The following is a 13,083-nucleotide window of genomic DNA, read 5'->3' as shown; positions in this document are numbered from 1 at the left end:
TTTCTGTCAACGCAAAACATAACTGAGGGAAGACTCAATGACACTGCGTAAGCATTTTGCCGGATTCGCCTTGACCACCTTGGCTGCGGCCATCCCCGCCGCTGCCATGGCTGATGTTTCCATCTATGGCCGGGTCCATGTGTCTGTAGATTATCTGGATGTTGATCGTTACTCGGAAACCAACATCTCCAGCAACTCCTCGCGTATCGGTTTTAAAGGCAGCCGTGAACTGGATTCGTTGACTGCGTTCTTCCAGATTGAGCAGGAAGTCAATATCAGCAACAGCGGCACCAACGACACCTTCACTACTCGCGACACTTTCGTCGGCCTGAGTGGTGATATGGGTATGATCCGTCTGGGTCGTTTCGATACCCCGTTCAAGGCCGCCCGTGGTCCGGCCAACCTGTTCGGTGATCAGGTCGGTGACATGCGCAACCTGACCCGTGTTGGTGATGGCCGCTTCGACGAGCGTACCGACAACACCGTGCATTACCAGACTCCGAAGTTCAACGGCCTGGCCGCCAACTTCGCTTACTCGGTGCACGAAGGTACTAGCAACGATGACGGCACCAACAACAAGGACAAGGACAACGCCTTCAGCACCTCGTTGACCTATGCCGAAGGCCCGCTGGATGCAGCTCTGGCCTATGAGCGTTACAACGAAGATGCTGCCCGTGGCAAGCGTAACGCCTGGCGTCTGGCTGCCGGTTACAAGGTAACTGACGCGGTCAAACTGGTCGGCTTCTATCAGGACGTTAACTACAAGGCTGGCGACAGCGTTACTCAGGACCGCAACTCGGCCGATGTCTGGGGCCTGGGTGCTGACTTCAAGGTTGCTCCCAAGACCTACATTCGCGGCATGTGGATGACTCGTGACGCCGATCTGGACGACACCAAGAGCAACATGTACGCCATCGGCGTCGAGCATCGTCTGGACAGCGCTCTGCGCGTCTACGCCAACTACGCCGTTGTTACCAACGATGACAACGTTGGCCTGACTCCTTGGGGTCAAGGTCGTACCGCCACTCGCGCTGGTGTCAACGGCGAGAACGCTAAGGCATTCAGCACTGGTCTGCGTTACGACTTCTGAGCGTAGCCTAATAGTGCTCCTTCGCTCGGTTTGAATCGCTGGGCGAATTTCAACGGCCAGGTTGTCATCGTGCAACCTGGCCTTTTTCTATCACGAAACTGTCATAAGGCTGCCTTAGTCTTGTCTTGTGGCTGTCACATGGTGATGGCCACACCTGTCCAGCCAGGCCATAGCGCCTTTTCGCAACGAGGGATGTCCATGCGTAATCTGTTTTGTGTGGTTCTGATCAGCTTGCTTGCCGGTTGTGCTCAGCAGGGGCCGGTAAAGCTCTATTCAGGGCCAGAGCGATCCGCCAGTCAGGTGCTGGTGGTGCAAGTGCCGGCTGATCTGGAGATTCAGAGCATAAACGGCCAGAAGGTTGCAGCGCTGGATAATCTGGTGCGCGGCGATGATCAGCAGGTGCACCTGTTGCCAGGTGAATATCAGATCGATGCCTACTATCGCCGGGTATTCGATATTGGCGGCATGACTCATGAAGTAGTACGTTCTCGCGCAGCAACCTTCAACATTAATGGCCAGGCTGGTGAAACCTGGCGTTTGGACTTTCAAAAACCAGCCAATCTGGATCAGGCCCGGGAAATGAGCAAACGCTTTGATGCCTGGGCCGAAAATCCGCGTACCGGGCAGCGGATTCAGGCCCAGGAGGGCTCTGTCCCGAGCAGCGTGATTGGTCAACTCTTCTCAAGTGGGGATGCAGCGCCGCGTGATCGCAATCAGAGTGTGGAACCGCTGGGATATGCCGCTCCGGCTGAGTCTGCCGCGTCTGTGATGACGCCGGTGTCTGCCGCGGTCGCGCCCCGGAGTACGGTCGCACAGCCCGCTCAAGCGGCCTTGCCGCACAGTGATGCGACGCTGACCACGTTACAGCAACTCTGGCTGCTGCTGACCCCGGAAAGCCGCAAGAGCTTTTTGGAGTGGGCTGAGCAATAACCCGTGTCAGGTCGCCCGAGTCGATTCGGGCGGCCGTCTTGCCTGAGTGGGCATCAGTCGGCATGCTAAGCGTTGTCTTTGAGCCTGGCATTGCATGAACCTTCTCAATCTGCACAGCATCGATCAATTACCCCAAGCTCAGTGGGATGCGCTGGTCCCTGCCGGTTATCCATTCCTGCGGCATGCCTTTCTAGCCGCGCTGGAGCGCAGTGGGGCGACAACTACCGCCACAGGCTGGCAGCCGGCACATCGGGTGGTAGAGCGGCAGGGACAGCTACAAGCATTGCTGCCACTGTACGAGAAGAGCCATTCCTACGGCGAGTATGTGTTCGACTGGCAGTGGGCCGAGGCTTGGGAACGGGCAGGGCGGCGCTACTATCCCAAGTACCTGGCAGCGATTCCGTTTTCACCGGTTCAGGGGCCACGCCTACTGGCGAGTGATATCGACAGCGCAGCACTGATTCTCGATGGCCTGGAAGTCGAGCTTGAGCAGCAGCGGGTCTCGAGCCTGCACCTGCTGTTCAATTCCGGAGAGGAGGACGCCTGGTTGCGTAGCCGTGGTTGGCTGCAGCGGCTGGGCTGTCAATTTCACTGGCGCAATCAGGGTTATGCTGAGTTTGATGATTTCCTGGCCGTCTGCAACTCGCGTAAGCGCAAGAACTTTCGCAAGGAGCGCCAGGCGGTGAGCGAGCAAGGTATCAGCTTTCGCTGGCTGGCTGCTGAGGAGATTGATCAGCAGGCCTGGGAGCTATTCTATCCGTTCTATGCGGCGACCTATCTCAAGCGGGGTCAGAGCCCCTATCTGAGTCAGCGGTTCTTTACGCAACTGTCGGCTGCCATGCCCCAGGCGCTGCGCCTGGTCTTTGCTCTGCATCAGGGCCGCGAGGTTGCCGGGGCGTTGTTCCTGGTTGGCGAGGATACGCTGTACGGGCGCTATTGGGGCTGCCTGGATGAGTATGACCGGCTGCACTTCGAAACCTGCTTCTATCAGGGAATGGAGCGCTGCATAGCTGAGGGGTTAGCACGCTTTGATGCTGGCGCTCAGGGTGAGCACAAGCTGATTCGCGGTTTTGAGCCGGTTCTGACCCAGTCTTGGCATCGCCTGCAACCGGGGTTGCACGAGGCGGTGGCGGACTTTCTTCGGCGCGAGCAGGTGGGCGTGCAACGCTATCAGCAACAGGCCCGGGAGTTTTTGCCCTATCGGCGGGATTGACTGGGTTGTTGGCGTGCTGGATGGCGTCTGGATTGCCACGGGCCTTTGGCCCTCGCAATGACGAGGTGTTGTCTTTGCCCAATGCGTTAGACTCACCCAATTCCCGTCATTGCGAGGGCCAAAGGCCCGCGGCAATCCAAGAGGGGGGCTGGTCACGTATGGATTGCCGCGTCGGCGGATGGCCACTGCCCTCGCAGTGACAGTGGCAGGTGGATGCGGTGCATGGTACTCCAGCCACACCCTCCGTCATTGCGAGGGCCGAAGGCTCGCGGCAATCCAGGTGCGCGGTCTATTACTCGGCGCTTTCGACCCGGGTTACCTTAAGAATGGTCACCGGATTGCGCGGAACGTTCTGGTGCATGCCCTGGTTGCCGGTCGGCACCTTGCCGATGGTTTCCACCACATGCTCGCCGCTGGTGACTTTGCCGAACACTGCGTAGCCAAAGTCGCGGCTGCCGTGGTTGAGGAAGTCGTTGTTGCTCAGGTTGATGAAGAACTGACTGGTGGCGCTGTCAACCACCTGGGTGCGGGCCATGGCGATGGTGTAACGATCATTGCGCAGGCCATTGTCGGCTTCGTTCTTGATCGGCGTGCCGACTTCGCGTTGACGCATGTCCGGGGTAAAGCCGCCGCCCTGGATCATGAAACCGGGGATGACCCGGTGGAAGATCAGGCCTTCGTAATGGCCAGCATCGGCATAGCGCAGAAAATTCTCAACGGTGACTGGTGCTGCCTCGGCATTGAGCTCCAGTTCAATATCACCATGACTGGTATTCAGCAAGACGCGCGGGTTGTCCGCCAGGGCAGTAGTGGCAAAAAATGCGAGGGCACAGGCCCCGGCCAGGTGTTTCAACATTGTGTAACTCCGTCAGGTTTTGTTGTGATGAATGCTGTGATGGCCTGCTTGTGGCAGCAGAAAATCCAGTAGCAACTGGTTGAACGACTCGGGTTGATCGACCGGGGTAGCATGCCGCGAGTCGCTGATCACCTCAAGCCGGGCATCGCCGAGCCGACAGACATAATTGCGCTTGTGTTCGACCGGGGTGTAATCCTTGTCACCACTGATTACCAGTACTGGGCAGGCAATCCGGTCCAGGTGCTCGCTCACGCCCCAGCCGACGATGGCGCGCAGTGAGGCAAGGTAGGCGCGCCGGTCGTTTTCCCGCCAGCGCTGCTCGAACTTCTCACGCAAGGCTTGCTGTTCGTCCTTGGGAAACAACAGCCGGGCCAGGCCGCGGGCGACAGTGCCAATGGGCAATACGTGGGCGAAAAACAGGCGCTTGGCGGCCGCTGCGAACTCGGTGGGGCGCCTCGGAATGACTTCCGGGGCACTGTTGACGATGGTCAGGCTGCCGGGGACTTCCGGGTGGTCGGTGGCCAGTTGAAAGGCAATCATGCCGCCCATCGAAATGCCGACCAGGTGTGGTTTGTTCAGCTCCAGTTGCTCAATGAAGCTCAGACAGTCTTCGGCGAAGGCCTTGATCGAGTAGCCTCGTCGTGGTTTGTCACTTTGCCCGTGGCCACGCATGTCCAGGGTCAGTACTCGAAAGTGTGGCAGCAGGGCTGGTAACTGATATTCCCAATCTCGACTGCTGGAGCCCAGGCCGTGTATCAGCAGTACTGCGGGCCCCTGGCCCTGATCGGTATAGTGCAGGCGACAACCATTGATGATCATCTCGGGCATTATGCAGTCCTTTCGCCGCGACTAAAGCGCTCATTCTAGCCATGCTTTATGACATCAGTCATGCATTGAGTGTTCGATGATCAGATTGGCCAGGATCTGGCTGGCAGGTCCCAAGGGTTTGTCCTTGTTTGCATACAAGTAAAGATAATGCGAGCGCTGGCCGCCCTGTTCCAGCGGCAGGGGCTTGAGTTGTCCGTTGGCGATGTGATCGCGGATCTCGTGCCCTGGTAGCCAGGCGAACCCCAGGCCACTGGCTACCAGGCGGGCGGCGGTGGCTAAGCTGGCAACGGTCCAGCGCTGTTCGGCCCCGAGCCAGCCGCTATCGCGGGGTTGACGACGGCCGGAATCACGAATGACCACCTGCATATGGCTTTCCAGATCATGGTGGTTCAGTTGGCGCTGCAGTTGATGCAGTGGGTGGCCTGGATTGGCTACAGCAACGAACTCGACCGTGTTGAGCTGTTGTGCCATGTAGCCGGTGATGGCCAGGCCGGACACGGCAAGATCCGCCGAGCCGTCCTGCAAACAATCCTCGACGCCAGACAGTACTTCTTCACGCAATTGCACACGGCAACCCTGACTCAGCGGGATGAACGCCTGCAGCGCGCGGGCCAGACGTTCGGTAGGGTAGGCCGCATCGACCACCAGTCGCACTTCCGGTTCCCACCCCTGGTCCATGTTGTGGGCCAGCATTTCCAACTGGCTGGCCTGTTTTACCAAAGTGCGGGAACGGCGTAGTAATACCGCGCCGGCTTCGGTCAGCACTGCCTTGCGGCCTTCGATTTCAAGCAGCGGGACACCGAGCTGCTCCTGCATCCTGGCTACGGTATAACTGACCGAGGACTGAGAGCGGTGCAGCGCTTCGGCGGCTTGGGCAAAGCCACCATGGTCTACTACGGCCTGAAGGGTTCGCCATTGATCGAGAGTAACGCGAGGTGCTTTCATTGCCTGCTCCACTGACTTATTGTGGAAGAAACGCCAGACCCATCCGTGAGAGAGGGGGTGACCTATGCGTGGTTATCTGTGTACCTGCCTGATGCTGTGCTTGCCCTTGACGGCCTTGGCTTTCCCGGTGGAAGTCGAACTCAAGAGCCAGGGGGTTTCGATTGCCGCCACCAGTGGCTATATGAGCAACATCGCCACGGTAACCCTGGTTAACCAGGGGCAACATGCAGCGTTGTGCGAGGCAACCTTTGTTAATGGCCCCGAACGACCGTCCGCGAGTCGTGTTCGTATCAAGGCTGGCGAAAAGACGGTGTTGACCCAGGCCTTTTTCCGGCAAATCAACCGGGTACGTGTGACGGTTGACTGCAAGGCTGCATGATATATCGATCAGGTTGATATTTTTAAGCATATTTTTGCGCTTTTATATCTGTTGATTGGTTCATAGTATGGCCTCCATCGAAACCCAACACAGATGGAGTTGCCAAGCCATGACCCAGATTCTTGTTTTGCATACCAGTGCCCGCCGTGACGGCTCCCTGTCGCGTGAATACACCGAACGTCTCGTTGAGCGCCTGCGCGCCAGCCATGCTGATGCCAAGGTGGTCGTACGTGACCTTGGGGCAGAGCCCTTGCCACACCTGGATGAAACTCTGCTGGGCGGCTGGATGAAGCCGGCAGAGCAGCAAAACGAAGCTGAGCGTGCTGCCGCGGCCCGCGCTGCTGGGCTGGTTGATGAGTTGTTGACCAGCGATATCGTGGTGATCGGTTCGGCGATGTATAACTTCGGCATCACCTCTACCCTGAAAGCCTGGCTGGATCATGTGCTGCAGGCTGGGCGGACCTTCAAGTACACCGAAAATGGCCCGGTAGGTCTGGCCGGTGATCGCAAGGTCTACGTAGTAACCGCCCGTGGTGGCCGCTATCAGGGCAGCCCGCTTGATCATCAGGCTCCCTATCTGAAAACCGCGCTGGGCTTTATCGGCATTGATGACGTCGAGTTCGTCCACGTCGAAGGTCAGGCGATGGGCGAGGGTGAGGCGGCCAAGGGGCGGGCCGAGGCGGAAGAGTCGATCGCTCAAGTAGCCTGATCAGGCAAAGAAAAAGGCCGGTGCAATGCACCGGCCTTTTTTGTTTGGCTCCGCGACCTGGACTCGAACCAGGGACCCAATGATTAACAGTCATTTGCTCTACCGACTGAGCTATCGCGGATCGGACGCTGCGCACTTTACCAAAAAAATCAGGAAGGTCAAGGCCTTGAGTGATTTTTGTCAGTCAGTGCGCAGCTTCTCATGCTTCCTGCAGCACGGTGGCCACAGCGTTGGCCACGTGTTCGATATTACTCTGGTTGAGTGCGGCAACGCAGATCCGCCCGCTGCCAACTGCATAGATGCCAAACTCACTGGCCAGGCGTTCAACCTGGATTTTGGTCAAGCCTGAGTAGGAGAACATGCCACGTTGGCGCTGGATGAAACTCATGTCCTGGGTAACCCCGGCGGCCTGGAGCTTTTCCACCAGAGCCTGGCGCATGGCCTTGATGCGCACACGCATTTCAGCCAGTTCCTGCTCCCACAGACTATACAGCTCGGGATTGGTTAGCACTTTGGCCACTACCTGGGCGCCGTGGGTTGGCGGGTTGGAGTAGTTGGTACGAATCACCCGCTTGAGCTGCGACAGTACCGGTGCTGTTTCCTCACTGTTGGCGGTAACCAGAGTCAAAGCCCCAACCCGCTCGCCGTAAAGCGAGAACGATTTGGAGAACGAGCTGGCTACCAGGAACGCCAGGCCTGATTCGGCGAACAGGCGCACGGCCATCGCATCGTCCTGCAGGTTCTCGCCAAAGCCCTGGTAGGCGATGTCGAGGAAGGGGACGTGGTTGCGGCGCTGAACTACGTCGATGACCTTGGCCCAGTCAGCCAGTGACAGGTCAACGCCGGTCGGGTTGTGGCAGCAGGCGTGCAGCAGAACCACACTACCTTCGGGCAGGGCTTCAATGCTCTTGAGCATGCCGTCCAGATCCAGGCCGTTGGTGGCTGGATCGTAATAGGGGTACTCGACCACTTCGTAGCCGGCAGCTTCGAACAGTGCGCGGTGGTTTTCCCAGCTCGGATTGCTGATCGCGACCAGACGCTTGCCGGTCTGGCGATAAAGGAAGTCGGCGCCAAGTTTCAGGGCTCCGGTACCGCCCAGAGACTGAGCAGTGATCAGCCGATTGGCGGTCAGCAGCGGCGAGTCCTGACCGAACAGCAGTTTCTGCACAGCCTGATCATAAGCAGCCAGGCCTTCAATCGGCAGGTAGGCGCGCGGGGCGTGCTCGGCGACCCGGGCCTGCTCGGCGGCTTCGACGGCGCGCAGCAGTGGAACCTTGCCGTTTTCGTCGTAATAGACACCAACCCCCAGGTTGACCTTGTTGGCTCTGGTGTCGGCGTTGTACGCCTCGTTCAGGCCAAGGATGGGATCGCGGGGAGCCATTTCAACAGGGGAGAAAACACTCATGATAGGGGCTAACTCGAGACAGATGGGTGAATGGTGTCGGGTCATGCCGTACGCGGCCGCTCATTATAGACGCAGAGCCTGTTAAGTGCGAGACCAGCATGCTGAAACATCCGATGCCCAAACCAGTCTGATCGTCACATCGTCGGGTGCTAAGATAGTCGGTTGTTGCCGCAGCCCTGATGAGTGAGCGCCATGAATGAGTTCAAGTTGCAGACCCGTTTCAAACCGGCCGGTGACCAGCCGGTGGCCATCGCGCAATTGGTCGAAGGCCTGGAGGCTGGCTTGTCGCACCAGACTTTACTCGGCGTGACCGGCTCGGGCAAAACTTTTACCGTGGCCAACGTGATTCAGCGCATGCAGCGACCGGCGATCATCATGGCACCGAACAAGACGCTGGCGGCCCAGCTCTATGGTGAGTTCAAGGAGTTCTTCCCGAACAACGCGGTAGAGTACTTCGTGTCCTACTACGACTATTACCAGCCCGAGGCCTACGTGCCATCGTCGGATACTTATATCGAGAAGGACGCCTCGATCAACGATCATATCGAGCAGATGCGCCTGTCGGCGACCAAGGCGCTGCTGGAGCGGCCGGATGCGATCATCGTTGCCACCGTCTCGGCTATTTATGGTCTGGGTGATCCCGAGTCTTACCTGCGCATGGTGCTGCATGTCGACCGGGGCGACGTGCTGGATCAGCGGACGCTGCTGCGGCGCTTGGCCGAGTTGCAGTACACCCGCAACGACATGGAGCTGGCGCGGGCCAATTATCGGGTCCGGGGCGATGTGATCGACATCTTTCCGGCCGAATCCGACCTTGAAGCCATACGTATCGAACTGTTCGATGACACGGTCGATAACATCAGCTTTTTCGACCCTCTCACGGGTGAGGTTTTACGCAAGGTTCCGCGCGTAACTATTTATCCTAAAACGCATTACGTGACACCGCGTGAGACTTTGCTTGAGGCCGTGGAACAGATTAAGGTAGAGCTGGGTGAGCGCCTGGAAGTGCTGCGCAACCAGAATAAACTGGTCGAAGCGCAGCGTCTGGAGCAGCGCACACGTTTCGACCTGGAAATGATTCTTGAGCTGGGTTACTGCAATGGCATCGAGAACTACTCGCGCTATCTGTCCGGGCGCGAGCCGGGCCTGCCGCCACCGACCCTGTTCGACTATCTGCCGGCCAACGCCTTGCTGGTGATCGATGAATCGCACGTCTCGGTGCCGCAGGTCGGGGCCATGTACAAGGGCGACCGTTCACGTAAGGAGACTCTGGTCGAATACGGCTTCCGTCTGCCCTCGGCGCTGGACAACCGGCCGATGCGTTTTGACGAGTGGGAGGCCATTTCGCCACAGACCATCTTTGTTTCCGCTACACCGGGCCCCTATGAAGAATCGCATGCAGGCCGGGTGGTCGAGCAGGTGGTGCGACCGACCGGTCTGGTCGACCCGGAAATCGAAGTACGCCCGGCTACCACCCAGGTCGATGACTTGCTATCGGAAATCCGGCTGCGGGTGGAGCGCAGCGAGCGGGTGCTGGTTACCACTTTGACCAAGCGCATGGCCGAGGATCTGACCGACTATCTTGGCGATCATGATGTACGGGTGCGCTACCTGCACTCGGATATCGACACGGTCGAGCGGGTCGAGATCATTCGTGATTTGCGCATGGGTAGCTTTGACGTGCTGGTTGGCATCAACCTGCTGCGCGAGGGCCTGGATATGCCAGAGGTCTCGCTGGTGGCGATTCTGGATGCCGACAAAGAAGGTTTCCTGCGCTCCGAGCGTTCGCTGATCCAGACCATTGGTCGTGCCGCGCGTAACCTCCACGGCAAGGCGATCCTTTATGCCGACCGGATTACTGGCTCAATGGAGCGGGCCATTGGTGAAACCGAGCGCCGCCGGGCCAAACAGATCAGCTTCAACCTTGAGCATGGCATTACCCCCAAGGGCGTGGTCAAAAGTGTTGCCGATATTCTCGAGGGCGCGGTGGTGCCGGGTAGCCGGTCAGGCAAGCGCAGGCAGCAAAAAGTGGCGGAAGAGGCGGCAGGTTACGATGCGGCGCTGCGTTCGCCCTCGGAAATCAGCAAGCGCATTCGTCAGCTGGAAGAGCAGATGTATCAGCATGCCCGTGATCTTGAGTTCGAGTCGGCGGCGCAATTGCGTGATCAGATACAGAAGTTGAGAGGGCAGTTGGTCAATGTCTAACCAGTCCCATGAGTTTGCAGCTTTTTTCACCTTTTCAGTAACTTAGTGCTTGACAGGGTCGGAGGTGCTGCGTAAAGTTCGCCTCCATCGCAGGCACGTAGCTCAGTTGGTTAGAGCACCACCTTGACATGGTGGGGGTCGTTGGTTCGAATCCAATCGTGCCTACCAAATTGATCCCAAAGACTTTGGGATAGATAAGGGGGAATCCGAAAGGGTTCGCCCTTATCTTTATTGTCCCGCCAGCACGCTTGTAACTTTGCTAGCAAAGCGCTAGCTTTGTTCAAGGACATCCTCAAATATAAGAAAAACGCGCAGCATTGCAGTTCGACCTGCATGACTGTGGAGGCGCCCATGCCCATGAGCTATTTCGATCTAGGCGGTCAGGGATTGATTGGCCTCTTCCAACGGTTACCCATTGCCTGCATGCTGGTGCACGCAGAAAACTACAAGGTGCTGGCGATCAATGAAGCCTTCCGGCGACTGTTCGGCTGGAGCGATCAACAAGTCGTCGGGCATCCCTCTGCGGAGCTTTCTCTCTGGGTAACTCTCAATCAGTGGGAAATGCTGTGTGGTGCCATGAGCTGCCAGGGGCGTCTTGATCAGTCCGAATTGGAACTCCGATGCAGTGATGATTCCCTCAGGTCGTGTTTGATTTATGCCGAGCCTGTGGAAATCAATGGTGAGGCCTGCCGTCTGCTCATGGTCCACGATATCAGCGACCGGGTCGCCTCGGAAAAGGCGCTCAAGCGTAGCGAAAACAAGTTCGCCGCTCTCTTTCGTGGTGCTCCAGATCCTTGCATGCTGTTCGAGAAGCGCACCGCCAAAATCGCCGATGTCAATCGTAGCTTTACTGAGGTATTCGGTTACGAGCCGACGGAAGTTGTCGGCAAGACGGCTCCGGAACTGGGGTTTTGGCGCTTTCCCGAGAAGCGCGAAGCGGTAATCGCTAAGCTTATGCGGGAAGGTCGGTTGCGTAATGAACCCATCGATTTTTTTGCGCGTGACGGCCGAGTGTTACATTGCGAGGTGTCCAGTAATTTCGTCATGGTCGGCGAGGAGCGCTGTACTCTCAGCACCCTCAAAGACGTCTCCGAGCGCAAGCGTATCGAGGCGCGCATCAAGCATCAGGCCTATCATGATGCGCTTACCGGGTTACCCAATCGCCTGCTTCTCAGCGATCGCATGCGGCAGCATCTGGCCCTGGGCGAGCGGCATAACCTGACGTGTGCGCTGTTGTTCTTCGATCTTGACCACTTCAAACGCATCAATGACTCGTTGGGTCATACGTGCGGTGATGCCGTTCTCCATGAGGTCGGTCGTCGTTTGCGGGCTCACGTGCGCAAGGCTGATACGGTCGCTCGACTGGGTGGTGACGAGTTCGTCGTCCTTCTGGCGGGGCTGAGTGGTAATGCCGAGCAGGTCGCCGAGCAGGTGCGGCGCACTGCTATGCAATTGCTCGATGCGGTAGCCAGTCCGGTTTGCATCGAAGGGCACAGTCTGCAGTTGGGCTGTAGTGTTGGGGTGGCGCTGGCGGGTGAGCATGGTGACACTGCCGAAGAGCTGCTCAAACACGCGGATACTGCGCTTTATGGGGTCAAGGCTAGTGGGCGTAACAGTATCGCGTTCTTCGAGCCGCAGATGCAGGTGGCGGTCAGCCAGCGCCTGCTGCTGGAGAGTGAGCTGCGCCGGGCGCTGGAGGAGCAGGAGTTTCGTCTGTTTTACCAGCCGCAGCTGGACACTCGCGCTCGGCAGATTATCGGTGCCGAAGCTCTGCTGCGCTGGCAGCATCCGCAGAAGGGGCTGGTTGGACCGGGCGTGTTTATGCACGTTCTGGAGGAAAGCGGCATGATCCTGCAGACAGGGCAGTGGGTCCTGCAGGAGGCGGTACGCTTTGTAGCGCATCTGCTGGATAGAGGCTGCGTCAGTGCGGATACCTTCAGCATCAGTATCAACATCAGCCCCAGGCAGTTCCGTCAGCGGGATTTCGTTGCTCAGGTTGCTGCAGCCGTGCACGGGCAAAGCATCCCGCCGCAATGCCTGAAGCTGGAGATCACCGAAGGGATCGTCATCGACAATGTCGACGACACCGTCGACAAGATGCACGAGCTCAGAGTCATGGGGGTGCGTTTTGCCATTGATGACTTCGGCACCGGATACTCATCTCTCAGTTATCTCAAGCGTTTGCCGGTCGACCTGCTGAAAATCGACCAGTCTTTCATCAGGGACTGCGCGGGGGAAGGCAGTGATGCGGAGATCGTTCGCGCTATCATTTCCATGGCGCGCAGTCTCAAGCTCGATCTGATCGCTGAGGGGGTGGAAACTGCGGAGCAGTTCGCTTTCCTTCAGCAGGAGGATTGCCATGTCTACCAGGGCTACTACTTCAGTCCGGCAGTTGCGCCGGAAGCGTTTTGTGCCTTTCTGGGGCCTCTGGCTGCGTCCGAACGGTTAGCTTTGCCCTGAGTCGGTTGCTCTTTGGGCGGGGAGGGGCTATCATCTGGCGCGTTCCGATAAGGATTTTATCTT

The 13,083-nt window shown here is 58.2% G+C and carries 11 protein-coding genes and 2 tRNA genes; 8 read left to right on the top strand and 5 right to left on the bottom strand.

Annotated features, from left to right (window positions below; all coding sequences use genetic code 11):
- Positions 1 to 37 precede the first annotated feature (37 nt).
- The 3 genes from C2846_RS10075 (at position 38) to C2846_RS10065 (ending at position 3,233) form a co-directional block, all read left to right on the top strand.
- On the top strand, positions 38 to 1,090 hold the full coding sequence (locus C2846_RS10075) for a porin (protein WP_095624310.1): 1,053 nt from the start codon (positions 38 to 40) through the stop codon (positions 1,088 to 1,090).
- 198 nt (positions 1,091 to 1,288) lie between these two features.
- Positions 1,289 to 2,020 carry a DUF2057 family protein gene (locus C2846_RS10070; RefSeq protein WP_119701377.1) on the top strand — a complete coding sequence of 244 codons (732 nt, stop codon included), beginning with the start codon at positions 1,289 to 1,291 and terminating at the stop codon, positions 2,018 to 2,020.
- A 94-nt stretch (positions 2,021 to 2,114) separates the two neighbouring features.
- Positions 2,115 to 3,233: a GNAT family N-acetyltransferase gene (locus C2846_RS10065; protein WP_119701376.1), complete on the top strand. Its 1,119-nt coding sequence runs from the start codon at positions 2,115 to 2,117 to the stop codon at positions 3,231 to 3,233.
- A gap of 292 nt (positions 3,234 to 3,525) precedes the next feature.
- Here the strand turns inward: C2846_RS10065 and C2846_RS10060 are convergent, their stop codons facing one another.
- The 3 genes from C2846_RS10060 to C2846_RS10050 are packed head-to-tail and all read right to left on the bottom strand — an operon-like array spanning position 3,526 to position 5,862.
- Positions 3,526 to 4,089: a peptidylprolyl isomerase gene (locus tag C2846_RS10060; protein ID WP_080050778.1), complete on the bottom strand. Its 564-nt coding sequence runs from the start codon at positions 4,087 to 4,089 to the stop codon at positions 3,526 to 3,528.
- Positions 4,090 to 4,101: 12 nt separating this feature from the next.
- Complete coding sequence (locus tag C2846_RS10055) at positions 4,102 to 4,917, bottom strand: alpha/beta fold hydrolase (protein ID WP_080050777.1); 816 nt, start codon at positions 4,915 to 4,917, stop codon at positions 4,102 to 4,104.
- Positions 4,918 to 4,971: 54 nt separating this feature from the next.
- Complete coding sequence (locus C2846_RS10050; RefSeq protein ID WP_095624306.1) at positions 4,972 to 5,862, bottom strand: LysR family transcriptional regulator; 891 nt, start codon at positions 5,860 to 5,862, stop codon at positions 4,972 to 4,974.
- A gap of 64 nt (positions 5,863 to 5,926) precedes the next feature.
- Between C2846_RS10050 and C2846_RS10045 the strand changes: the two genes are divergently transcribed.
- Both C2846_RS10045 and C2846_RS10040 read left to right on the top strand, forming a co-directional pair.
- Positions 5,927 to 6,241 (top strand): hypothetical protein, encoded by a 315-nt coding sequence (locus C2846_RS10045; RefSeq protein ID WP_080050775.1) that lies wholly within the window; start codon positions 5,927 to 5,929, stop codon positions 6,239 to 6,241.
- A 109-nt stretch (positions 6,242 to 6,350) separates the two neighbouring features.
- Positions 6,351 to 6,950, top strand: coding sequence for an FMN-dependent NADH-azoreductase (locus C2846_RS10040; RefSeq protein WP_080050774.1), 600 nt, complete (start codon positions 6,351 to 6,353; stop codon positions 6,948 to 6,950).
- A 45-nt stretch (positions 6,951 to 6,995) separates the two neighbouring features.
- Here C2846_RS10040 and C2846_RS10035 read toward each other — a convergent pair.
- Both C2846_RS10035 and C2846_RS10030 read right to left on the bottom strand, forming a co-directional pair.
- Positions 6,996 to 7,071, bottom strand: a tRNA-Asn gene (locus tag C2846_RS10035).
- A 78-nt stretch (positions 7,072 to 7,149) separates the two neighbouring features.
- On the bottom strand, positions 7,150 to 8,355 hold the full coding sequence (locus C2846_RS10030; protein WP_119701375.1) for an amino acid aminotransferase: 1,206 nt from the start codon (positions 8,353 to 8,355) through the stop codon (positions 7,150 to 7,152).
- A gap of 192 nt (positions 8,356 to 8,547) precedes the next feature.
- Between C2846_RS10030 and uvrB the strand changes: the two genes are divergently transcribed.
- The 3 genes from uvrB (at position 8,548) to C2846_RS10015 (ending at position 13,020) form a co-directional block, all read left to right on the top strand.
- Complete coding sequence (uvrB, locus tag C2846_RS10025) at positions 8,548 to 10,560, top strand: excinuclease ABC subunit UvrB (protein ID WP_119701374.1); 2,013 nt, start codon at positions 8,548 to 8,550, stop codon at positions 10,558 to 10,560.
- A gap of 91 nt (positions 10,561 to 10,651) precedes the next feature.
- Positions 10,652 to 10,728: transfer RNA gene (locus C2846_RS10020), tRNA-Val, on the top strand.
- Between the two features lie 183 nt (positions 10,729 to 10,911).
- The gene (locus tag C2846_RS10015) at positions 10,912 to 13,020 is read left to right on the top strand and encodes a sensor domain-containing protein (protein ID WP_165443801.1); all 2,109 of its coding nucleotides are present in this window, start codon (positions 10,912 to 10,914) and stop codon (positions 13,018 to 13,020) included.
- Positions 13,021 to 13,083 lie beyond the last annotated feature (63 nt).

It is taken from the genome of Pseudomonas jilinensis, from assembly GCF_003586265.1.
Lineage (GTDB): Bacteria > Pseudomonadota > Gammaproteobacteria > Pseudomonadales > Pseudomonadaceae > Halopseudomonas > Halopseudomonas phragmitis.
The sequence above is the reverse complement of the archived record's forward strand: the minus strand, read 5'-3'. Positions and strand labels throughout refer to the sequence as shown.